This is a genomic window from Streptomyces sp. NPDC002499, from assembly GCF_053595415.1.
On the sequence record NZ_JBSFXO010000017.1, the window covers coordinates 222,898 to 244,235 of the forward strand.

Sequence of the window (21,338 nt, forward strand, 5' to 3'; positions counted from 1 at the left end):
CGCGTCCGCCGGTCAGACGGAGCGGTGGTACTGATCCGGCACGTGCACCTCGCCGCCCAACTCCCGTGCCGCGTCCCGTGCCCAGGACGGCGAGCGCAGCAACTCGCGGCCGAGGAGCACCGCGTCGGCGTCGCCGTTCGCCAGGATCTTCTCGGCCTGTCCGGGCTCGGTGATGAGGCCGACCGCCGCGACCGGCATCGGGGTCTCGGAGCGGACGCGGGCCGCGAAGGGGACCTGGTAGCCCGGCCCTGTCGGGATACGGGCCCCGGACGCGTTGCCGCCGGTGGAGACGTCGAGGAGGTCGACGCCGTGGGCGTGCAGGTCGGTGGCGAGGCGGACGGTGTCGTCGGGCGTCCAGCCGTCCGCCTCCAGCCAGTCGGTCGCCGAGACGCGGAAGAACAGCGGCTTGTCGTCCGGCCAGACCTCCCGTACGGCGTCCACGACTTCGAGGGCGAAGCGGGTGCGGTTCTCGTAGGAGCCGCCGTAGGCGTCGGTGCGGTGGTTGGAGTGCGGGGAGAGGAAGGAGTTGATCAGGTAGCCGTGGGCGCCGTGGATCTCGGCGATCTCGAAGCCGGCGTCGAGGGCGCGGCGGGCCGCGTCCGCGAACTGGCGGACGACGTCCTTGATTTGATCGACCGTCAGTTCCGTCGGCACCGGGTGTCCGTCGGCGAACGGAAGCGCGCTCGGTCCCAGCGGCTGCCAGCCGTGCGCCTCCGGTCCGACCGGCGCGCCGCCCTTCCAGGGGCGCTCGGTCGAGGCCTTGCGGCCGCTGTGGGCGAGCTGGATGCCGGGGACCGTGCCCTGGGAGACGAGGAAGCGCGTGATCCGGCGGAACGCCTCGACCTGGGTGTCGTTCCAGATGCCCAGGTCGTACGGCGAGATCCGGCCCTCGGGCGACACCGCGGTGGCCTCGACGATGATCAGGCCCGTGCCGCCGGTCGCGCGGGCGGCGTAGTGCGCGAAGTGCCAGTCGGCGGGAGCGCCCGCGTCCGGACCGTCCGGCGCCGCCGAGTACTGGCACATCGGGGGCATCCAGACCCGGTTCGGGATGGTGACATCGCGCAGGGTGAAGGGCTGGAAGAGGGAGCTCATGGTGAGCTGCTCCGTTCTCGCGGGACCGAGGGACGGTTACTACGATAGGCATCGTAGTACGGGAAGTGTCAAACTACGAGACCTCTCGTACAATGGCTTTCGTGAGTACCGCTACCCCCGCCGCCGGCAGTCGGGATCTGCCGCACCCCGTGCGCGACGACATCCGGTTGGAAGGCGTGCTGCACGCGTTCTCCGACCCGATGCGGCTGAGCATCGTGCGAGAGCTCGCCGCCGACGGCGACGAGCTCTCCTGTTCGCACTTCGACCTGCCCGTCACCAAGTCCACGACCACGCACCACTTCCGGGTGCTGCGCGAGGCCGGGGTGATCCGGCAGGTCTACCGGGGCACGGCCAAGATGAACGGCCTGCGCCGGGACGACCTAGACGACCTCTTCCCGGGACTTCTCGACGCCCTCCTCGCGGCCGCCGCCAGCCAGTCCCTCCGGCTCGGGGGCGACTGAACCGCCCTTCGAGGGAAGGTGGTTGAAGAGCAGGTTCAGGACGATCGCCGTCACGCAGCCCGCGCTGATGCCGCTGTTCATCACCGTCTGGAACCAGTCGGGGAACTTCGCGTAGACCGTCGGCACCCCGACCGGCAGCACGCCCACGGCCACCGAGACCGCGACCACCGTGAGGTTGTGGTTGTCCCTGAAGTCGACCTGCGCCAGGGTCCGTACACCGCTCGCGGCGACCGTCCCGAACATCACCAGACCCCCGCCGCCCAGCACCGGCGCCGGTATCGCCGCGACCACCGCGCCCAGCTTGGGCAGCAGACCGAGCAGGACCAGGATGCCGCCGGCGGTGGCCACCACCCAGCGGCTGCGCACCCGGGTCATGCCGACGAGCCCGACGTTCTGCGCGTACGCCGTGTACGGGAAGGTGTTGAAGACGCCGCCGAGGACGGTCGACAGGCCGTCGGCGCGCAGACCGTCCGACAGTGAGCGCGGCTCGACCTTGCGTCCCGTCATCTCGCCGACCGCGATCAGGTCGCCGGTCGTCTCGGTCATCGTCACCAGCGCCACCACCAGCATCGAGATGATCGCCGATGCCTCGAACGTGGGCGCCCCGAAGTGGAACGGCGTGCTGATGCCCAGCCAGTCCGCGTCGCCGACCCCGCCGAAGTCGGTGAAGTCGAAGGGGACCGCCACCGCGAGGCCCACGGCGATGCCGATCAGCACCGCGATCCGGCTCAGGAAGGCCGGCGCGAACCGCTGCACGCCGAGCACCACCGCCAGCACGAATCCGGCCAGGGCGAGGTTCTTCGGCTCCCCGAAGTCCGGCGAACCGGCCCCGCCCGCGGCCCAGTTGCCCGCGACCGGCAGCAGCGAGACACCGATGATCAGGATGACGGTGCCGGTGACCAGCGGTGGGAAGAAGCGCAGCAGCCTGCCGAAGACCGGCGCGAGCAGCACGATCGCGAGTCCCGCCACGATCACCGAACCGTAGATGGCGGGCAGCCCGCCGCCTGTCGTCCCAATCAGCACCATCGGCGACACCGCCGCGAACGTACAGCCCTGCATGATCGGCAGCCGCACGCCGAACCGCCAGAACCCGACGCACTGGATGAGCGTCGCGATGCCGCACACCAGCAGGTCGGCGGTGATCAGATACGCCAGGTCCGCGGGCGACAGCTTCATCGCACCGCCCACGATCAGCGGCACGGCCACAGCTCCCGCGTACATCGCGAGCACATGCTGAAGACCGAAGGCGGCGAGTTGCCGCACGGGCGGGACCTCGTCGACGGGATGGACGGGAGAAGTCGTCGTCATGGGTACTCCAGAGCGCCGGCAGGGGGTGACATCCCAACAGCACGAGACCGTAAGGGCCTTGAACAGTTTGTTGATGTCCGGGTCGTTGCCGATGTGTGTCTGCCCATCCGGCGCCGTCCCATCCCACCAGAAGGGGCGCCGAACCATCCCGCAAGGAGGGCGCCGTCCCGTGCCGCTAGGAGGACGTCGTACGTGCCGCGGCCAGCAGCGATTCCCAGTCGGCGAGCTTGACCACGCTCCGCCCCAGCGACGCCCCGAGCGCGGCCTCGGCCCGCTCGATCGCCAGCCACCCCGGCCACGGGACCGGGTCGACCCCCTCGGCCCGGAGCACGGCGACCGGATCCACCGACAGGCCGTTCGGTACGAGCGTGGCGGCGTCCGCGAGCAGCGAGGTCACCGTCTCCTTCGCGCACGGCCGGTTGGTGCCGATGACGCCCGTCGGGCCGCGCTTGATCCAGCCGGCCACGTACTCGCCGGGGGAGGGGACGCCGTCGCGCAGGACACGGCCCGCGCTGTTCGGGACGGTCGCGCTGCCCGGGTCGAACGGCAGCCCCTCCAGGGGGACTCCGCGATAACCGACCGACCGCAGCACCAACTGGGCCTCGATGTCCACGAGTTCGCCGGTGCCCGTCACTCCGCCGTGTCCGTCCGGCTCCGTCCGCTCGAAACGCACCGCACCCACGCGCCCGCCCAGGGTGAGGAGTTCGACCGGGCGGAGATAGAAGCGGAGCTTGATCCGGCGTGCGGCCCCTTCGTCCGGCCGTGCCGCCCAGCCGCGCAGCACCTCGATGTTGCGACGCTGCGCCGGAGGCAGGGCGGAGGGGTCGACGTAGGCCGGGTCCAGAGCCAACTCGTCTGGATCCACAGTGACTTGGGTGTCGGGCAGGCCACCCAGCTCGCGCAGCTCCTTGGTGGTGAAGCGGCCCTGGGAGGGGCCGCGCCGACCCACCATCTGCACGTCGGTCACCCGGCTCGCGGCCAGCGCGGTGAGCGCCGCCTGCGGTATGTCGGTCGGGCTGAGCTCCGCCGTCGCGCGGGCCAGCATCCGCGCCACGTCCACCGCGACATTGCCCATGCCGATGACCACGGCCGAGCGGGCACCCCGTACGAAACCGTCGTCGGCCGCGTCGGGATGGGCGCTGTACCAGGACACGAACTCCGTCGCCGACCAGCTGCCCGGCAGGTCCTCGCCGGGGATCCCGAGATGCCGGTCGGTGGCGGCGCCGACGCAGTACACCACCGCGTGGTACAGCGCCCGCAGCCGCGCGACCGGCAGTCCGCCGGGGCCGACCTGGATGCCGCCGAGGAACCGCACCCGCTCGTGCTCCAGGACCGTACGGAGGTTGTTCTGGAGGGACTTGATCTTCTCGTGGTCCGGCGCGACTCCGTAGCGCACGAGGCCGTACGGGCAGGGGAGTCGGTCCAGGACGTCGACGAGCACCGCGGAGTCCTGCTGGACGAGACTCTGGGCGGTGTAGACCCCGCTCGGCCCGGAGCCGATGACGGCGACACGCAGCACGGCGGTACTCCTTACGTCTTACGACGGGAGTTCGCTGACGTCTCCAGGATCGCACCGGTGGTGCTCGGCTGACAGGGTGCAGGCGCGGGACGGGCGTGCGTGTCCGTTCGTATGGAATGTGATCATGCGGTTACGTTGCGTATGTGCTAGAAGCATCCTTTTTTAATCTTTCTGATCGTTGTCCGACGGATGGCGCGGTGTCCGTATGGCCCGCGTGGGAAGTGCGGGAGGAGGAGGGCAGCACGTCGTGGTTCAACGTCCGGCTGGAGTTCGCGGACGGCGCCCGGGTCGACGCGCTCGCCGTGGTCGGCGAGGCGGGCGTCTCCGTGGAGGACGTCCGGGCCCAGCCGGCGCTGTCCCTGGACGACCTGGCGGTCCTCGCCGACTGGATCGAGGACCCGCTCTTCGAGGCGTGCGGCCTGCCCGCCGGACCGGCCGACGGATCCGAGGACGCGACCGCCTCCCGTCGCGCCCGTCCGGCCTGGCCGCGCGGCATCGAGGGCCGCTGGCTCATCGCGGAGGAGTACCGCGCGGCCCAGGAGGAGGGCGTCGACCCGGTCCTCGCCGTGATGTCCGCGACGGGTCACAGTCGCCGCAAGTCGCTCAGGCTGATCTCGCAGGCGCGGGACGCGGGCTTCCTGACACCGAGTCACGCCCGCCGCTGACCTGAGGCTCGGGCGACTCGGTCGTCGGTGCCTGCACCCCGGCCGTCAGGTCGTGCGCCCGGGCCGTCAGCCCATGTCCTGCATCCGCGCGATCTCGCTCGTCTGCTGGGCGACCACGTCGTCCGCCATCTCCTCGATCTGGATGTTGTTGCCCTGTGCCTTCACATCCGTGGCCATGGTGATCGCGCCCTGGTGATGGGTGATCATCAAGGTGAGGAAGAGCTGGTCGAACGCCTTGCCGCGGGCCGCGCGCAGATTCTTCAACTGGGCCTCGGTGGCCATGCCCGGCATCGAGGCGTGATCGTGCGCGCCGCCCCTCTCGCTCTTGCCGTGCGTCTTGAGCCACGCCCGCATGGTGGTGATCTCCGGGCCCTGGGACGCGGCGATCCGCGCGGCCAGCTTCTCGACCTGCGTCGACTCGGCCCGGTCGGCGACGAGTTCGGTCATCTCCAGGGCTTGGGAGTGGTGCTGGATCATCATCCGCGCGTAGTCGACGTCGGCCGAGTTGGGCGAGTCGTCCTCGACGCGCTCCTCGGCGGCGTCCGCGGCGGACAGGGTCCGGTTCTCCTCGCCCGGTTTGCCCGGCGCGATCACCGAAGGGCCGCTCGCCGCCGGTGACTTGGCGTCCGAGCCGGAGCCCGAGTCGCAGCCGGCGACCGCGAGCAGGGCCAGGGCGGCCAATGCGGCCGTGACGAGGGACGCTCGGCGCATGGGCACAACGACCTCCTGTGGCGGGTGTGTTGGGGGACACCTCGTGAGTGCTGATGAACGTCCTAGCACGCTTCCGCAGTCGGATGATCAAAAACCTTCATTACGAGTACGTTGCCCACTGTTGATATGTGCATGGTGAAGACGATACTTCGGGGGTGCGTGAACCGTTCCGACACGAACGGAACCAGGGAGGAAACAGTGATCCTGTTCAACGATTCCCGAACGCGGCTCAGACGCGTGGGAGTTGCCACAGCCGCCGCCGGACTGCTCGCGGCGCTGCTGACCGCGGTCCCGGCCGCCGCGACCCCCGACCCCGGGGACGGCACGGCTGCCGGGAAGGAGGTGTCCCGCAGCGCGCAGGCCGAGGCGCGAACCGCCATCGCGAGCGGTGAGATACCCGGCCAGGACGAGATCGTCCACTCGGACAACATCAAGCCCCTTGCGAACATCCCCAAGGAAGCCTTCACCGGCCTCAATTCGGACCTCGCCTTCCAGGGCAAGTACGCCTTCGCCGGCAACTACGACGGCTTCCGCATCTTCGACATCAGCAACCCGAAGGCCCCGAAGACCGTCGCCCAGGTGCTCTGCCCGGGCTCGCAGAACGACATCTCGGTCTCCGGCGACCTGCTCTTCCTCTCCACCGACTCCTCGCGCAGCGACAGCAGTTGCAACAGCACCACGCAGCCCGCGACCGAGAAGTCCTCCTGGGAGGGCATGAAGGTCTTCGACATCAGCGACAAGCGCAACCCGCGCTACGTCGCCGCCGTCGAGACCGCCTGCGGCTCGCACACCCACACGCTGGTGCCCGAGCGCAAGAACGTCTACGTGTACGTCTCCTCGTACTCGCCGAGCGCCACGTACCCCGACTGCCAGCCGCCGCACGACGGCATCTCGGTCATCAAGGTGCCGCGCAAGCACCCCGAGAAGGCGGCGGTCGTCGGCTTCCCGGTGCTCTTCCCCGGTGAGGGACCCGACGGCGGCGGCAACCCGGGCGGCCCCACCAACCCGGGTGTCTCCAAGACCACGGGCTGCCACGACATCACGGTCCTGCCGTCCAAGGACCTCGCCGCCGGCGCCTGCATGGGCGACGGCATCCTGTTCTCCATCAAGGACCCCGAGAACCCGAAGGTGATCGACCGGGTCCAGGACAACGTCAACTTCGCCTTCTGGCACTCGGCCACCTTCAACCAGAAGGCCAACAAGGTCGTCTTCACGGACGAGTTGGGCGGCGGCGGAGCGGCCACCTGCAACGCGGCCATCGGTCCCAACCGCGGCGCGGACGGCATCTACGACATCGTTGGCAAGGGCGACAAGCGCAAGCTGGTCTTCCGCAGCTACTACAAGATCCCGCGGGCCCAGGCCGACACCGAGAACTGCGTGGCCCACAACGGCTCGCTGATCCCGGTCAAGGGCAAGGACCTCATGGTCCAGGCCTGGTACCAGGGCGGCGTCTCCGTCTGGGACTTCACCGACTCGGCCAAGCCGAAGGAGATCGCCTACTTCGAGCGCGGCCCGCTGAGCACGACGACCCTCCAGGTCGGCGGCTCGTGGTCGGCGTACTACTACAACGGCTACATCTACTCCAACGACATCGCCAAGGGCTTCGACGTCCTCAAGCTCAGCGACCGGCGTACGGACCAGGCGGGCCGGGTCAGGCTGGACGAGCTCAACGTCCAGTCGCAGCCGGACTATTTCGACTGACCTGACCGTCGCGACGGGTCGGCCCGCTCGGCCGGCCCGTCGCCGGTAGCGAAGAAGCGTGAAAGATCGGTCTCGCACCTCTCGCCGGACGCCTCCTGGGCGTCCGGCGGGAACCCCATCTCCCAGTCCAGCCGATAGCGCTTGAACAACTCGGCGCGCAGCGTGGTGAGTTGCATCGGCACGTTCGGCAGCACCATCGCGTAGACGGACCCCATGAGCAGGGACCGCAGCATCGGATAGTCCCCCTCGACGTTCTGCGAACCGTGCCGGACGACGGTGTCCCGCAGCAGCTCCGCGAGCCGCTTCTGCTCCGGGCACTGCACGAAACCCTCCGACTGAAGCAGCCCCGCCATGTGCTGGCGCATCAGCACGGGCCGGTCCCGGGCGAGCATCAGCACGGCGTCGATGGCCCGCGCCATCCGTTCGCGCCCGTCCTCGGTGTGCGGCTCGCGCTCCAGTCCCTCCTGCACCGTGCGGTGCATCACCCGGTGCACGGCGGACTGCACGAGCTGGCGCTTGCCCGGGAAGTAGTACGACACCAGACCGCGCGCCGAGCCGGCTCTGTCCGCGATGTCGGCGAGCGTCGTCGCCTCGTACCCGCGCTCGCCCACCACCTCCAGGGCGGCTTGGAGGAGCCGCTCCCGGGAACGCCTCCGCAACTCTTCATTGACCGAGGCGCTGCGCGGAGACATGCTGTAACTCCTGTGTTGACTGGCTACCAGCCAACTATACTCAGCACGTCCCGTCCGGCGCCCCCCATAGGGCCTGGTCAGGGCTGCCGTCCGTCTGGGGCGACGCGGGGGATCGTCTCAGGCGGGCGGCCTCTTCGCTCCGATGGTGTCCTGAGGCGACTTCCGGGACCCGCGGCGACCTGCGGAACTTCTGTCGCAGGGCTGCGGATCCGTCCCTAGAGTGGGCACGAGTGCCGAGCTGAGGAGTGCGGGAAATGGAACAGGACCAGCAGATCCTGGCCAGGATCACGGCGATGGTCGAGGACGAGCACAAGCTCCGCGCCGCGCTGGCGTCCGGCGAGATCGACGACACGACGGAACACCAGCGGCTGGGCGAGCTGGAGCGCGAGCTCGACCGCTGCTGGGACCTGCTGCGGCAGCGGCGCGCGAAGACGGAATACGGCGAGAACCCGGACGAGGCGAGCGCGCGCCCGGCCTCGCAGGTGGAGGGTTACCAGGGCTGACCGTGCGGTCGCGGTCGGGTCCCGCACGGTCCGTGACCGTGCCCGGCCGCGCCGGGCTCAGCCCACCAGCCCCAGCACCGGACGCAGCCCGTCCGGCCGCCGCTCCACCGGCAGGTGCTCCACCAGGTGCACCCGGCAGCCCAGCGCCGCCGCACCCCCGTCGGCCTCCGGGCTGTCGCCGACCATGAGTGTGTCCTCGGGAGCGACGCCGAGCTCGTCGCAGGCGAGGGCGAACAGCCGGGTGTCCGGCTTCTGGATGCCGTGCTCGTACGACAGGACGTACGCGCCCACGTACTGGTCGAGGCCGTGCGCCCGGAACACCGGGCGCAGATCCCACCCGATGTTGCTGACCACACCGACGGCGATGTCACGCTCCCGCAGCGCGCGCAGCACCTCGGCGGCGTCGGGATACGGCGACCAGGCGGCCGGCACCATGTGCCGCTCGTACAGCGCGTCGTACAACCCGGGGGCGGGGAGCGGCACTTGGCGGGCAGCGGCGGTGTACGCGGTCCGGTGCAGCTCGGCGCTCTCGTCCCGGATCCGCCACAACTCGCGCAGTTCCGCGGGCAGTCGTTCCGGCAGCGCACCGCCGGGCTGTGCCCCCGCCACCTCCAGCGCCTTCGCGGCCTGCGCCAACTCCGCTTCCGGGAGCGGGATCCCGGCCTCGTCCAGGACGGCACGCAGCCAGGCGTCGGTGGGTTCGATGCGGAAGAGGGTGCCGGAGAAGTCGAAGAGGACTGCGGTCATGAGTGGATCTTACGGGGCGGGATTCCGGCGCGCGGAAGGATCATCGCCGTGGAACCGGTCGGACCGCGACGGCCCCCACCGCTCATGCACCCCCACCGCGACCGCCACCACCATCGCCCCCAGCAACCACCCGCCCAGCACGTCCGACGGCCAGTGCACGCCGAGCCAGATCCGGGTCAGGCCGACGCCGAGGACGGAGAGCACGGCCGTCGCCAGGGCCGTACGCCACAGGGTGCGGCCGGGGCCGTGGCGGTGCAGGAGCCACAGGAGGAGGCCGCAGGTGATCGCGGCGGTCATGGCGTGGCCCGACGGGTAGGCCGCGTAGTGGGCCGAGTCGACGGGGTCGGGCCAGACGGGGCGCGGACGGTCGACGGCGGCCTTGAGGGACTGCTGCAGGACGGTGCCCAGCGCGCAGGTGGCCGTCAGCCAGAGAGCCGTCCACCAGGCCGAGCGGCGCCACACCAGCCACACCACGACCGCCGCGCACGCGACGCGCATCGTCCAGGGGTCCCAGACCCAGTCCGTGAGGATGCGGAAGGCATGGGTCACGCCCCGTTCGTCGACCGCCCAGCCGTGGGTCGTGCGGGCGATGTCGTCGTCGAGGCCGGTCAGGGGGTGCCACTCGACCGCGACCAGGACCAGCAGCAGCGCGGAGCACAGGGCCAGGGCGGTGGCGCTGCGGACGGCGGTGCTGTGCCGGGGCGGAGAGTCGACGGGCAGGGTGTGCATACAGCGATCCTCGCCGATGAGCGGGGCGGGAGGCCAATGCCGGGGCTGCCCCGGTGTTTGCTCCCGGCGGTGTCCCTGTGTCTGCTGTCGTGGCTATCCGAGCGCCCGCAGCCCCGGTACGAACGCCACCAGTACCGGCACCACAGGCACCAGCGCCGCCGTCGCCGTCAGGCCCAGGCGGCGGGCCGCGGTGAGGCGGTCGGGCGGGGCGAGGAGTCGGTTGACGCGGTGCGGGACGTGGGTCTGCGGGGTGGGGGAGGGGCCGAACACGCCCCGGTCCTCGTTGAGTTCGACGAGGGCGAGCGCGGTCGTGAGGCGGCCGTGGCGGCGGGAGGCCATGTCGTCGGCGGAGAGTTCGACCAGGCGGTGCATCTCGTCGCGGAACGCGGCGAACACCGGCACCTGCGGGAACCCGCCCGCCAGCGCCCCCGAACAGTGCAACAGCCAGTCGTGCCGGGCCAGTTCGTGCCACCGCTCGTGCGCGAGGACGGCGTCCAACTGCCGCCCCTTGAGCCGACGCAGCGCCTCGGTGGTCACGACGAGCCCCGGTGTCGTGCCCGGCAACCACCACGCGTCCGCGCGCTCGGCCTCCAGCACCACCAGCCGACCCCGCATCGGCTCCTCGCCCGGCAACAGCGGTGCCCGCACGAGGAGTTCGGCCCGGTGTCGCCGACGGCGCGCCCGCGCCCGTACGACCTCGCGGACCAGCATCGCCCCGCTCCACGCCCCGGCACACGCCAGCGTGACCGCGGTCGCCGCGGCCCAGGGACCCGTGGCCCCCGGTGCGTACGCCTCCATCACACCCCGCGGCGCGCCGGCGAACACATGGCCGCGCACGGCCTGCCAGGCCGCCGCCGCGCTGAGCGTCATCGACAGCGCGCAGCAGAGCAGGACGGCCGCCACCACGCACTGCCACGCCCACAGGGCGACCACGGGTTCACGGTCCGGCCAGTCGGCCCGGGCGAGCAGCCTCGGGGCGACCACGGCGGCGAGAGCGCCGAGCAGCAACAGTGCTGCGGGGACCATCATGACGATCACCCTATGAGCGGGGGGCCGCTCGGCACACGGTTCCGTACGCCGAAGTGACGCAGGCAACGGTTCCGTGTCCCTTGAGGTACCGCGCGTCAGAGGGTGAGCAGCATCGCCACCATCCCGATCCCCATCGACAGCCGGCACGCCCGCGCCAACTCCGGCCGGTCGCCCCAGCCGACGCTGCCGCCACCGGCGGTCACGGGTATCAGACGGACGCCGGAGAGCAGGACGTACCCCGTGAAGTAGAGGAGCAACACCCCGGTCACCAGAGGGACTCCGGACGAGACGCCGTGCTCGGCGTGGTGTCCGGGGGAGACGGCCATCACGACCGCCATGTAGACCATGGCCGAGACGCCCACCAGATGATGCAGATGGTGCGGACTCGTACGCGCCGCCCACAGCGCGCGCAACGCGGCGGCGCCGAACAGGGCGGCGTAACCGGGCCAGGCCCAGGACGGCGGGCTGAACACCGCCGCCGGTACGGCCATCGCGGCCATCCCGAAGCCCATCAGCGCCTCGCCGCCTGCGGCCCTGCGCTGCTCCTCGACCCTGCTGCGCATCCGCAGCAGACAGTAGGCCCCGGTCGCCGCGCACAGCGCGACCAGCAGCCAGCCGGGCGAAGCCGGTCCGTGCACGCGCACCTCCCCGCTCGACGGTGTCGGACAGTCCGTCGATGCCCACGACACGCGGCGCGCACGCGAGCGCAAGGGTGTACACGGGGAGCATTCGACGGAGCGCGACAATTATCGTTTACGAGTAAAACACCTGCTAAAGTAATTTCCATGAGCAGTGCGACCCCCGCCCCCGTCACCCCCCGCGTCCGCCGTCTCCCGCTGGTCGGTGTGCTGCGCATGGGCCGTCCCTCGGACATCTGGTTCAAGCCCGCGCTGAGCGTTGTCGTCTCGACGGCCCCGCCCAACCTGACCCTGCTGGTGCTCGGCCGGCTCGATCTGGCGATGTACACGATGGCCGGCTCGCTCTGCGCCCTGTACGCCCACAACCGCCCCTACGCCGCCCGGGCCCGCGCCCTGGCCTGGGTCGTGCTCGGCATGGTCGCGGGCCTCGCCGTCGCCCTCACCACGGCCTCCCTCGCCGGCAGCGCCGTCGTGCTGGTCGCCGTCGGCGCCCTGCTGGCCGCCGCGCAGAAGGCGGTGTGCGACGCGACCCGCATCGGCCCGCCCGCCCATGTGATCTTCACCTTCATCACCTCGGCCGCCCTCTTCGCCCCGCAGACCCTCGGCCAGGTCCCCGGTCACCTGGCCCTGGCCGCCGCGGCCGGTGCCTGGGCCTGGCTCGTCGGCATGGCACCGGTCCTGCTGCGCCCGCACGGACCGGAACGCCGGGCCACGGCACAGGCGCTCGACGCGGCCGCCGCGTACGTCGACGCCCACGCCACCGGTGCCACGGGCGAAGGCCACGACCGCCCCCGAGCCGCAGCGGCCGCCGCCGTCCAGGCCGCATGGCAGTCCCTCCTCGCCACCGGCCCCCGCTCCGCCCGCACCCGGCGCGCCCTCGAACGCCTCCTCGTCCGCGCCGAGATCGCCCTCGCCGCGCCCGCCGACACCGACCCGCAGCGGCTGCGCACCTGGGCACGCGACCTGTGCGGCAGCGGACCCGTACCCGCGGTCGAGACCCCCGAAGCCGCCGACGAACTCCTCGGCGCCGAAGTCGAACTCGCCGTCCCCGCCCGCCCGTTGTGGCACCGCCTCGGCCCCCTCGCCCCGCTCGCCATGCGCACCGCACTCGGCTGCGCCCTGGCCGGTTACGTCTCCCTGGCCCTCGGCGTCGGCCGCCCCTACTGGGCGCTGGTGACCGCAGCCTCCCTCTATCAGGCCAACATCGCCCTCACCTGGACGCGCGGTGTCCAGCGGGTCGTGGGCAATCTCGCCGGTGTCCTCGTCTTCGCCGCCGTCGTGCCGCTCGCGCACCTCGCCCCGGCCGCCCTCGTCCTGTGCTGCCTGGCCTTCAACTTCGGCGCCGAGGCGCTGATGAGCCGCAACTACTGGCTCGGCAGCGTCTGCGTGACCCCGATGGCGCTGCTCGTCGTCGAGTTCGCCGGATTCCAGGAGCCCGGGCGGCTGATCACCGAGCGGGTCGTCGACACGCTCGTCGGCGCGCTGGTCGGCTTCGCCGCCGCCGTCGCGGTGACCAACCGGCGCGCGGGCGACCGGGTCGAAACGGCGCTGTCCGCAGTGGAGGGCGCCCGCGAACGCACCGCCCGCCTTCTCGCGACGCCGAGCCCGGCCCCCGCGGCCGTGGCATCCGCCCGTCGCGGCCTCGCCGCCGCACTGGTCGACCTGCGCGCCACCTTCGACGCCGCGTCCGGCGAGTGGTGGCAGCGCGCCCTGCCCCAGGAGCGGGTCGTGCGCGCCGAACAGGCCGGACACCGTACCCTCGCCGAGACGGCACGGCGCCCGGGGACGGCACCTGGACGCGCGTAGGAGCACGAGTGCGGAGGACGTACGACCATGACGGCAACCAACCGGGAGACGGACCCTCGCCCGCAGGGCGGCGACACCGTCTCCGCGGTCGTCCGGCAGTGGCAGACCGTCCGTCCCGGCCTCGACACCGGGCCCATGGAGATCATCGGCCGGGTCAACCGCTGCGCCGCCCTCCTCCAGCAGGCCGAGGACGCACCGCTGCGCCGGGCGGGCCTCAGCCGCCCCGAGTTCGACCTGCTCGGCGCGCTGCGCCGCACCGGCCACGAGCTGACCCCCGGCGAACTGGCCCGCGAGACCTTCTCCTCGGGCGCCGCCGTCACCAAACGCCTCAAGCAGCTGACCGAGCGCGGCCTGGTCGAGCGCCGCGGCGACAGCCGGGACCGGCGCGTCGCCCACCTCCGCCTCACCGACGCGGGCCGTGAACTCGTCGACGAGATCATGCCCGAGCAGCTCGCGTACGAGACCGCCGTACTCTCCGTCCTCGACCCCCAGGGTCAGAGCGAACTCGCCGGACTGCTGGGCGAGTTGCTGAGCCGGCTCGAGGGCACCCTGGGCGCGCTGCGGGTCTGAGCGCCCCCGGCGGACCTGGCTTTCGAGGCTTCCGCGGGTCGCCCCACCGTTGACGTGATCGACGCGCTGTCCCTACCTTCGACCAGGCCGGTTCGGAAAATCGACTGGCGTACGAGATGTCGAACAAAGGAGGGGTGCCGTGGCAGTGGACCGGCTCACCGTCGACCTGGGCACGGAGACGGGCCCCTTCCACGGCGGCGCCAGTGGCACGCTCTACGGGCTGTACGGCGACGGAGTGCCGAGCCGCGCCGTCATCGAGGGCATGTACGTCCGCACGGTCACCACCAAGGCCCAGGACGGCGTCCAGCACCCCGGCGCCGACGCCCTGGAGATCCTGCCGTCCTTCGTCGCGGCGGGCGGCCGGGACGTCTACATCTACTTTCCCGACATCCACCGCGGCTTCCCCTACGAATGGCCGGGCGCCACCGGCGCGGAACGGCTCGCCACCTACCTGGCGAGCGTCCGCCGTCAGGTCGAACAGGTGCTGACGCTGGGCGCGCTCAAGTCCCATGTCGTGTACGTCCCGTTCAACGAGCCCGAGGGCAACATGTTCGGCACGGAGGAGTGGAGCTACGACCAGGTCTCCTGGCGGACCGAGCCGGGCCCCTACTTCGCCGCCTGGCAGCAGATCCACCACCTCATCAAGGGCCTGGACCCCGAGGCGCGCATCGCGGGACCCAACACCTGTGAGCTGTATCCCGAGATACGCGGCTTCCTGGAGTTCGCCAAGGAACAGGGCGTGCTCCCCGACGTGATGACCTGGCACGAGCTGTCCTCGCCGGACGAGGTCCGCACGAACGTCGCCAAGTACCGCGAGCTGGAACGGGAGTTGGGCATCGGCCCGCTGCCGGTCAACCTCAACGAGTACGCGCACAACTACCACTTGTCCGTCCCCGGGCAGATGATCCAGTGGATCGCCGCCGTCGAGGAGTCCAAGGTCGACGCCGACATGGCGTACTGGAACATCGCCGGCAACCTCAACGACTCTGCCGTCGAGGCGAACAAGGGCAACGGCCAGTGGTGGCTGTTCAACGCCTACGGGCAGTTCACCGGGAACACCGTGCGCGTGACCGCGCCGCATCCCAACGTGCAGTACACGCTCCAGGGCGTCGCCGTACTCGACCGGGAGAAGCGGCAGTCCAGGGTGGTCTTCGGCGGCGCGGCGGGCGCGGCCGACCTGGTCGTCGAGGGGGTCGACGCCGACGTCTTCGGGGCGACGGTCCACGCGCGGCTGCTGGAGATCCCCTGGAGCGGTCAAGTCGGCGCCTCCGAAGGGCCGTTGCACCTGCTGGACGGTGAACTGCCCGTCGTGGACGGCACGGTGGCCCTGTCTCTGACCGACCTCGACGCGATGTCCGCCTACCAACTGATCCTGGCACCCGGCGGCAACGGAGCCGAGCCGCTGCCGCCCTCACTGGTCTGGCGGCGGACGTACGAGGCCGAGGACGCGACGTACACGGGCTCCGGCTACTCCAGGAACGGTCCCGAAGGATCCCCGTCCGACGTCGACAAGTTCGCCACGTCGGGCGGCTTCCACGTGGGCGGCCTGCGCACCGGCTCCGACGGCGTGCTGAGCTTCGACGTCGAGGTCCCGCGGGACGGCACGTACGAGGTGCGCGTCTTCGCCAACTCCCACAACCTGGCCGACCTGGTCCGGGAGCACGGGCCCACCAACGTCTTCCTGCGCGTGGACGGCGAACGGCCGCGCGAGCTGCTGCTGCCCCTCGGCTACAAGTGGGCGGTCTGGGGCCACACGGACACTCAGGTCGACCTCACGGCAGGCCCGCACCGCATCACGCTCGCGGCCCGGGACCCCGAACTCGGCACGACCGAGGGCGATGCCTTCATCGACAAACTCGACCTGATCCTGCGCGAGGACCAGGACTCGGAGGCGTACGACGCCGAGTACGCGGCGCTCGGCGCGGGCGCCCGCATCGACTACTGCCACCTCGGCGCTTCGGGCCCCGGCACCGCCGTACTCCCGCGCGGCGGCACCGCCACCTTCTGGGTGCACGCGGCCGACGACGGCGAGGCGACCGTGACCGTCGACCTGCTCGGCCCCGGCGAGGGCCTGCTCGCGGTCAACGGCGAGGAGTTGGGGTCGGTGGAGCGCGGCTCGGTCCCGCTCTTCCTGGCCGGAGGGATCAACAAGGTGACGGTCACCGGGAGTTCGGAGAACCTGGTCGTCGACCGGCTCCGGGTCGGCCCCTCGCGCGGGCTGCTGCCCACCTCTGTGTACGCGGCCGAGGAGGGCGTCCTCACCGGCACTGCGAAGACGGCCGCACACTCCCGCGCGACCGGCGGCAAGGCGGTCGACGGCATCGGCGCGGGACCGGGCAACGCGCTCACACTGACCGTGACGGCCGCGCGCGCCGGTCGGCACGCCCTCACGATCCGGTACTCCAACGGCGAACAGGGCCCCGCGACCCACTACAACCCGGACCCGATCTGCCGCCACGCCGACATCGCCGTCAACGGGGTGGCCGCGCACCGCGCCCTGTTCCCCACCACCTTCCACTTCAACGACTTCCGGCACCTCTCCGTCCCCGTCACTCTCGACGAAGGAACCAACACCGTCACCTTCACCGCCGACGAACTCCCGGACTTCGACGGCCGATCGACCAACCCGTACGGCCAACGCTCGGCCCACGCCCCGGTCATCGACCAGGTCACGGTGACACCGCTCGCCCGACCGGCGTAGCCTCGCTCCCGTACCGCATCGCATGGCGGCCTCCAGTCCAGCACCACGCCCCGGAGGTCCCGCATGCCCGCGCCCACCGTGCGCCCGTTCCACCGCGCCGACCGCGACCAGCTCACCGATCTGGTCAACGCCCATGTCTCCGCCGTCCTGCCCGGTGTCTCCGTCTCGGTGAACACCGTGCTCAGCGGACTGGAACGGCAGCCAGGCGAGTTCATCACCGATCCGTGGGTGAGCGAGCGGGTGACGCTCGTCGTCGAGTCGCGGCGCCATGTCGTGGGCGCCGCGCACCTGTTGCGCTACCGCGCCGACGACGAGGTCGGCGAGACCTACCGGGACGCCGGCGAGATCGACTGGTTCGTCTGCCATCCGCCGGCCTCCTTCCGTCCGGACGCGGAGCGGGCCGCCGACCAGCTGATGACCGCGTGTCTGGCCCAACTGGCCAGGTGGGGTGTGCGCGTTCGGTACGCCGACGGTTCCGTGCCCGCGCCCGCCGTCTACGGGCTGCCGCGCAACTGGCCGCACATCAGGGCCGTATACGAGCGGGCGGGCTTCCGGCACGTCGGCGACACGGAGGTCGTCCTGATCGCCCACGTGGCCGACCTGCCGGCGTCCGCGCCCGAGCCCGGGACGACGTACGAGCGCACCCTGGGGGAGTGCGGCACCCGCATCACGGCCTGCGCCGACGACCGCGCGCTCGGTTTCGTCGAGGTCGACACGGTCCTCGCCCGCCCCGAGCGGCATGCGCGCGTGGCGGGTCTCGCCGACATCGGCAATCTGTACGTCGTACCGGGCGCGCAGGGCACGGGTCTGGAGCACCGACTGCTGGGCGAGGCCGCCGACTGGCTCCGGCTGAGCGGTGTGGACCGTCTTCTCGCCTATGAGGCGGCCACCGACCGGGCGGCGCTCGACCGGCTGCGTACCGCCGGATTCCGGGAGCTCACCCGTACCGACCGGCGCTGGGAGCACAGGCCCGGGTGAGGTCAGATCCCGGGGCGGGAACGGATCGGGTGGTCGGCCGGTACCTCCACCAGCACGATCGGTGTCCCGTCCGGGTCCTCGATCCACATCTCGATCAGCCCCCAGGGCTCCTTCACCGGCGGCCGTACAACGGCGACCCCCTTGGCCCGCAGCTCCTCGTGCGCCGCCGCGGCGTCCGCGATCTGGAGCCAGAGCCGCACGGCGGGGGAGGGCGGGGTCTCGGAGCGGCCCGAGACCTCCAGGAAGCCGCCGCCGAGGAAGTAGACGGTGCCGCGCTCGGGGCCCGTGCCGAACTCGCGGTAGACGGCCAGGCCCAGCTGATCGCCGTAGAAGACCCGGGTGCGCTCGGGGTCGGTGGGGCGGAGGAGGATTCTGCTGCTCAGTACATGCACCATGCACCCTGACCCTAGCGGCGGAGTTAGGCTCGGCCTTGCTCGTGCCACGCCATTGATCGGAGCCGCCCCCATGGACACCGCCGCCACCGGACTGACCTTCCGTGATGCCACGGACGACGACGTCGACGCGTTGGTCGCGCTGATCGAGTCGGCATACCGAGGCGACGAGAGCCGGGCCGGGTGGACCACCGAGGCGGACATCCTGGAGGGGCGGCGCACCGACCCGGAGGGCGTGCTAGCCGTCATCGAGAAGCCCGACGGCCGGTTGCTCGCGGTCGAGCGCGACGGCGTGATCGTCGCGTGCTGCCAGCTCGAACACCGCGGTGACCATGCCTACTTCGGGATGTTCGCGGTCAGCCCGAAACAGCAGGGCGGCGGTCTCGGCAAGGTGATCATCGCCGAGGCGGAGCGCGTGGCGCGCGAGATGTGGGGTGTCACGGAGATGCACATGACCGTGATCTCCGTACGCAACGACCTGATCGCCTGGTACGAGCGGCGCGGCTACCGCCGTACGGGACGGATGACGCCGTTCCCGTACGGCGACGAGCGCTTCGGTGTGCCGCAGCGTGCGGATCTTCAGTTCGAGCTGCTGGTCAAGGAGTTGGCGTGACGTTCATGCGGTGAGGACGTTCATGCGGTGAAGCGGCCGGTGCGCTTGATCTCGGGGTAGTCGGTGGTCGCGCCGTCCAGCTCCAGGGCGCGCACCAGCCGCAGGTGATCCTGCGTGTTCACCACCCAGCCGATGATCCTCAGGTCCGCCTTGCGGGCCTCCTCGACGACCTCCAGGGTGACCCGGCGGATGTTGAGGCAGAGGGTCGTCGCTCCCGCGTCGACGGCCCGGGTGACGATGTCGGGGCCGAAGCGGCTGCCGATCAGGGCCGTGCGTACACCCGGCACCAGCCGCCCGATCTCGGCGACGGCCTCGTCGTGGAACGAGGACACCTCGACGCGGCCGGCCAGATCCCGCGCCAGCAGCACCTCGGCCAGCGCCCGCGCCGCCGCCACGTCCTTGATCTCGGCTTGCAGCGGCGCCTTCACGGCGTCCAGGACTTCCTCGAAGACCGGTACGCGCTCGCCGCGGCCCGCGTCGAGGGTGCGCAGCTCGGCAAGGGTCTTCTCGGCGATCGGACCGGTGCCGTCGGTCGTGCGGTCGACATCGGTGTCGTGCATGACGACGAGGGCGCCGTCCTTGCTCAGGTGCAGGTCGAGTTCGATGACGTCGAGACCGCCCTGTTGGGCGGCGACGAAGGAACGAAGGGTGTTCTCGGGTTCCACACCCATGATCCCGCGGTGACCGATGGTAAGGAAGTTCAAGGTTCAACTCGCTTCCGTCGACGGCGGCTCGAAGCCCGCGCGGACCGGAGCGGACGGCCGCGCGGGCAGATCCGCAGCCTAATGGCCACGCCCCGCGATGTACCCGTGCGTACACAGGGGATCGGGGTGACGGCTTGAGGCGCGGATCGACCGATGGCCGGTTTCGGCACCCGGCTCCCCGGGTAGCGGCGCGATGTTCCTTTGGTGGCCTGCGAGGCTTCCGGCGGGAAAAAGTTTCGTTACGAACAGGCGCGGCAGGATAATCTCCCAAGATCCCCCTTGCTGGAAGGAAGCTCGTATGTATACGGTTTCCATACGCGAGGTTCTCCTGTGGAGGGTGGGACATGACGGAAATTCTTGTGCGGTCGGCTGAGGGAGAGCGGATCGCTCCCGCGACCAGGGTGGTCGAGCACCCGGCGTGGCCGGTGCTCAAGGATGCCGTGGAACGGATCCGGCCATGGCAGTCCAAGGACGGGTCGATCGACTTCGAGGCCGAGGGCGCGCCGGACCGCGCGGACGCGGAGGACGTCGTACGACGTGTCGTGTCCGCGGTGGACGAGCTGTCCCCGTTGCTTCCGCACGACCGCGCCTACCACGAGGCTCTCGCCGCCGACCTGCGCCGCTGGGCCGACGGCGGCTTCCAGGTGCCCGACTTCCTCGACTCGCTGCTGGCCTTCCAGCCCGCCGCCAACCGCGCGGACGGCCTCCAGCACCTGGTCGTCTTCCCGATGTACACGCAGAACGGCAACCCGGACCGCAACCTGGAAGCGGTCGTGCTGCGCATGGTCTGGCCGGACTGGCTGGCCGAGCTGGAGGCGACCCGCTACGACAACCCGCTGTTCTGCGGCATCACCTTCGAGGACTTCACGGCCGGCTACGACACCAACTCCGCCGTCCTCTTCCCGGAGACGATCGCCGTGCGCCAGGCGCCGGAACGGTTCTCCTGGGGCGGCATCTTCTGCGACCGCGAGGCCGCCCGCTTCCGCCGGGTCACCGCGGCCGCCGTCGACATCCTGGGCGTCGAACTGCCCGCCGACGTCGCCGCGATGGTCCACGACCAGAAGCGCTGCGAGGAGGCCTTCGTCCTGTGGGACATGGTCCACGACCGCACCCACAGCCACGGGGACCTGCCCTTCGACCCGTTCATGATCAAGCAACGCCAGCCGTTCTGGATGTACGGCCTCGAAGAGCTGCGCTGTGACCTCACCGCCTTCAAGGAGGCCGTCAAGCTGTCGGCCGACGGCGTCCCGCAGGCCCGTGACGTGCAGTACGCCGTCCTCTTCGACCGCATGTTCCGCTTCCCCGTCACCGGCGAGCGCGTGCGCAACTACGACGGCCTCGGCGGCCAGCTCCTCTTCGCCTACCTGCACAAGCACGACGTCGTCCGCTGGACCGACAACAAGCTGCACATCGACTGGCAGCGCGCCCCCGAGGTCACCAACCAGCTGTGCGCCGAGATCGAGGACCTCTACCGCGCCGGCATCGACCGCCCCAAGCTCGTCCACTGGTTCAAGGCCTACGAGCTGGTCGCGACCTATCTCGCCCCGCACCCGGGCTCCCGCTGGGCCAAGGGCCCCGACGCCCTGGACCTGAGCCTGCCGCCGCGGAAACTCGTGGATGACGTGCTTCCGGACGAGTTTCCCCTGAGCATGTTCTATGAGGCCCTCTCCAAGAAGCTGAAGAACGTGATCGCCGAGACCAAGGGCATCACGGCGGAGAGCGCCGAGCGGATCGCCGCGTGAGCGACCGCACCACCAGGACCACTGCTCAGGAGGCGAA

Annotated in this window: 21 protein-coding genes; 10 read left to right on the forward strand and 11 right to left on the reverse strand. The window is 71.0% G+C overall.

Features of this window, described 5'->3' with window-relative positions; all coding sequences use genetic code 11:
- Positions 1–12: 12 nt before the first annotated feature.
- Complete coding sequence (locus ACWD5F_RS41330) at positions 13–1,092, reverse strand: NADH:flavin oxidoreductase/NADH oxidase (protein WP_451261351.1); 1,080 nt, start codon at positions 1,090–1,092, stop codon at positions 13–15.
- 101 nt (positions 1,093–1,193) lie between these two features.
- Between ACWD5F_RS41330 and ACWD5F_RS41335 the strand changes: the two genes are divergently transcribed.
- A complete protein-coding gene (locus ACWD5F_RS41335; RefSeq protein ID WP_451261352.1) occupies positions 1,194–1,553 on the forward strand; it encodes an ArsR/SmtB family transcription factor in 360 nt (119 codons plus the stop codon).
- Here ACWD5F_RS41335 and ACWD5F_RS41340 read toward each other — a convergent pair.
- Positions 1,473–2,861 carry a nucleobase:cation symporter-2 family protein gene (locus tag ACWD5F_RS41340; RefSeq protein WP_451261353.1) on the reverse strand — a complete coding sequence of 463 codons (1,389 nt, stop codon included), beginning with the start codon at positions 2,859–2,861 and terminating at the stop codon, positions 1,473–1,475. The genes ACWD5F_RS41335 and ACWD5F_RS41340 overlap by 81 nt on opposite strands.
- Before the next feature lie 175 nt (positions 2,862–3,036).
- Entirely contained in the window at positions 3,037–4,380 is a 1,344-nt protein-coding gene (locus tag ACWD5F_RS41345; protein ID WP_451261354.1) for an FAD-dependent oxidoreductase, read from the reverse strand.
- 197 nt (positions 4,381–4,577) lie between these two features.
- Here ACWD5F_RS41345 and ACWD5F_RS41350 point away from each other — a divergent pair, with 197 nt between their 5' ends.
- Positions 4,578–5,045, forward strand: coding sequence for a DUF6214 family protein (locus ACWD5F_RS41350; protein ID WP_401726277.1), 468 nt, complete (start codon positions 4,578–4,580; stop codon positions 5,043–5,045).
- Positions 5,046–5,111: 66 nt separating this feature from the next.
- Here the strand turns inward: ACWD5F_RS41350 and ACWD5F_RS41355 are convergent, their stop codons facing one another.
- On the reverse strand, positions 5,112–5,756 hold the full coding sequence (locus ACWD5F_RS41355) for a DUF305 domain-containing protein (protein WP_451261355.1): 645 nt from the start codon (positions 5,754–5,756) through the stop codon (positions 5,112–5,114).
- Positions 5,757–5,954: 198 nt separating this feature from the next.
- On the opposite strand from ACWD5F_RS41355, the gene ACWD5F_RS41360 reads away from it, so the two are divergent.
- Complete coding sequence (locus ACWD5F_RS41360) at positions 5,955–7,457, forward strand: LVIVD repeat-containing protein (RefSeq protein ID WP_451261356.1); 1,503 nt, start codon at positions 5,955–5,957, stop codon at positions 7,455–7,457.
- On the opposite strand, the gene ACWD5F_RS41365 is transcribed toward ACWD5F_RS41360, so the two are convergent.
- On the reverse strand, positions 7,445–8,149 hold the full coding sequence (locus ACWD5F_RS41365) for a TetR/AcrR family transcriptional regulator (RefSeq protein ID WP_451261357.1): 705 nt from the start codon (positions 8,147–8,149) through the stop codon (positions 7,445–7,447). The two genes, ACWD5F_RS41360 and ACWD5F_RS41365, sit on opposite strands and share 13 nt — an antisense overlap.
- A gap of 254 nt (positions 8,150–8,403) precedes the next feature.
- On the opposite strand from ACWD5F_RS41365, the gene ACWD5F_RS41370 reads away from it, so the two are divergent.
- The gene (locus tag ACWD5F_RS41370) at positions 8,404–8,652 is read left to right on the forward strand and encodes a DUF2630 family protein (RefSeq protein ID WP_124000994.1); all 249 of its coding nucleotides are present in this window, start codon (positions 8,404–8,406) and stop codon (positions 8,650–8,652) included.
- 57 nt (positions 8,653–8,709) lie between these two features.
- On the opposite strand, the gene ACWD5F_RS41375 is transcribed toward ACWD5F_RS41370, so the two are convergent.
- From ACWD5F_RS41375 to ACWD5F_RS41390, 4 genes are all read right to left on the reverse strand, one after another.
- Positions 8,710–9,399: an HAD family hydrolase gene (locus ACWD5F_RS41375; RefSeq protein ID WP_451261358.1), complete on the reverse strand. Its 690-nt coding sequence runs from the start codon at positions 9,397–9,399 to the stop codon at positions 8,710–8,712.
- A 9-nt stretch (positions 9,400–9,408) separates the two neighbouring features.
- Positions 9,409–10,128 carry a phosphatase PAP2 family protein gene (locus tag ACWD5F_RS41380; RefSeq protein WP_451261359.1) on the reverse strand — a complete coding sequence of 240 codons (720 nt, stop codon included), beginning with the start codon at positions 10,126–10,128 and terminating at the stop codon, positions 9,409–9,411.
- Positions 10,129–10,221: 93 nt separating this feature from the next.
- Positions 10,222–11,157, reverse strand: a complete 936-nt coding sequence (locus ACWD5F_RS41385; protein WP_451261360.1) for a M56 family metallopeptidase — start codon at positions 11,155–11,157, stop codon at positions 10,222–10,224.
- A 95-nt stretch (positions 11,158–11,252) separates the two neighbouring features.
- Positions 11,253–11,795 carry a DUF5134 domain-containing protein gene (locus ACWD5F_RS41390; protein WP_451261361.1) on the reverse strand — a complete coding sequence of 181 codons (543 nt, stop codon included), beginning with the start codon at positions 11,793–11,795 and terminating at the stop codon, positions 11,253–11,255.
- A 147-nt stretch (positions 11,796–11,942) separates the two neighbouring features.
- Between ACWD5F_RS41390 and ACWD5F_RS41395 the strand changes: the two genes are divergently transcribed.
- From ACWD5F_RS41395 to ACWD5F_RS41410, 4 genes are all read left to right on the forward strand, one after another.
- The gene (locus ACWD5F_RS41395; RefSeq protein WP_451261362.1) at positions 11,943–13,601 is read left to right on the forward strand and encodes an FUSC family protein; all 1,659 of its coding nucleotides are present in this window, start codon (positions 11,943–11,945) and stop codon (positions 13,599–13,601) included.
- Between the two features lie 27 nt (positions 13,602–13,628).
- Entirely contained in the window at positions 13,629–14,171 is a 543-nt protein-coding gene (locus ACWD5F_RS41400; RefSeq protein ID WP_451261363.1) for a MarR family winged helix-turn-helix transcriptional regulator, read from the forward strand.
- 139 nt (positions 14,172–14,310) lie between these two features.
- A complete protein-coding gene (locus tag ACWD5F_RS41405) occupies positions 14,311–16,872 on the forward strand; it encodes a cellulosome protein (protein WP_451261364.1) in 2,562 nt (853 codons plus the stop codon).
- A gap of 63 nt (positions 16,873–16,935) precedes the next feature.
- Entirely contained in the window at positions 16,936–17,850 is a 915-nt protein-coding gene (locus ACWD5F_RS41410) for an N-acetyltransferase family protein (protein WP_451261365.1), read from the forward strand.
- Between the two features lie 2 nt (positions 17,851–17,852).
- On the opposite strand, the gene ACWD5F_RS41415 is transcribed toward ACWD5F_RS41410, so the two are convergent.
- Positions 17,853–18,245, reverse strand: a complete 393-nt coding sequence (locus tag ACWD5F_RS41415) for a VOC family protein (protein ID WP_451261366.1) — start codon at positions 18,243–18,245, stop codon at positions 17,853–17,855.
- Between the two features lie 70 nt (positions 18,246–18,315).
- On the opposite strand from ACWD5F_RS41415, the gene ACWD5F_RS41420 reads away from it, so the two are divergent.
- On the forward strand, positions 18,316–18,855 hold the full coding sequence (locus ACWD5F_RS41420; RefSeq protein ID WP_451261367.1) for a GNAT family N-acetyltransferase: 540 nt from the start codon (positions 18,316–18,318) through the stop codon (positions 18,853–18,855).
- 20 nt (positions 18,856–18,875) lie between these two features.
- Here ACWD5F_RS41420 and ACWD5F_RS41425 read toward each other — a convergent pair whose 3' ends face one another.
- Positions 18,876–19,559, reverse strand: coding sequence for a glycerophosphodiester phosphodiesterase (locus ACWD5F_RS41425; RefSeq protein WP_401726252.1), 684 nt, complete (start codon positions 19,557–19,559; stop codon positions 18,876–18,878).
- A 344-nt stretch (positions 19,560–19,903) separates the two neighbouring features.
- Between ACWD5F_RS41425 and ACWD5F_RS41430 the strand changes: the two genes are divergently transcribed.
- Positions 19,904–21,301, forward strand: coding sequence for a DUF6421 family protein (locus ACWD5F_RS41430; RefSeq protein ID WP_451261368.1), 1,398 nt, complete (start codon positions 19,904–19,906; stop codon positions 21,299–21,301).
- Positions 21,302–21,338: the final 37 nt, after the last annotated feature.

Excerpts from the sequence above, each read along its gene's own strand:
- ACWD5F_RS41330 (WP_451261351.1), bottom strand. The coding sequence starts at position 1,092 with ATGAGCTCCCTCTTCCAGCCCTTCACCCTGCGCGATGTCACCATCCCG.
- ACWD5F_RS41340 (WP_451261353.1), bottom strand. The coding sequence starts at position 2,861 with ATGACGACGACTTCTCCCGTCCATCCCGTCGACGAGGTCCCGCCCGTG.
- ACWD5F_RS41355 (WP_451261355.1), bottom strand. The coding sequence starts at position 5,756 with ATGCGCCGAGCGTCCCTCGTCACGGCCGCATTGGCCGCCCTGGCCCTG.
- ACWD5F_RS41365 (WP_451261357.1), bottom strand. The coding sequence starts at position 8,149 with ATGTCTCCGCGCAGCGCCTCGGTCAATGAAGAGTTGCGGAGGCGTTCC.
- ACWD5F_RS41370 (WP_124000994.1), top strand. The coding sequence starts at position 8,404 with ATGGAACAGGACCAGCAGATCCTGGCCAGGATCACGGCGATGGTCGAG.
- ACWD5F_RS41375 (WP_451261358.1), bottom strand. The coding sequence starts at position 9,399 with ATGACCGCAGTCCTCTTCGACTTCTCCGGCACCCTCTTCCGCATCGAA.
- ACWD5F_RS41380 (WP_451261359.1), bottom strand. The coding sequence starts at position 10,128 with ATGCACACCCTGCCCGTCGACTCTCCGCCCCGGCACAGCACCGCCGTC.
- ACWD5F_RS41385 (WP_451261360.1), bottom strand. The coding sequence starts at position 11,157 with ATGATGGTCCCCGCAGCACTGTTGCTGCTCGGCGCTCTCGCCGCCGTG.
- ACWD5F_RS41395 (WP_451261362.1), top strand. The coding sequence starts at position 11,943 with ATGAGCAGTGCGACCCCCGCCCCCGTCACCCCCCGCGTCCGCCGTCTC.
- ACWD5F_RS41400 (WP_451261363.1), top strand. The coding sequence starts at position 13,629 with ATGACGGCAACCAACCGGGAGACGGACCCTCGCCCGCAGGGCGGCGAC.
- ACWD5F_RS41410 (WP_451261365.1), top strand. The coding sequence starts at position 16,936 with ATGCCCGCGCCCACCGTGCGCCCGTTCCACCGCGCCGACCGCGACCAG.
- ACWD5F_RS41415 (WP_451261366.1), bottom strand. The coding sequence starts at position 18,245 with ATGGTGCATGTACTGAGCAGCAGAATCCTCCTCCGCCCCACCGACCCC.
- ACWD5F_RS41420 (WP_451261367.1), top strand. The coding sequence starts at position 18,316 with ATGGACACCGCCGCCACCGGACTGACCTTCCGTGATGCCACGGACGAC.
- ACWD5F_RS41430 (WP_451261368.1), top strand. The coding sequence starts at position 19,904 with ATGACGGAAATTCTTGTGCGGTCGGCTGAGGGAGAGCGGATCGCTCCC.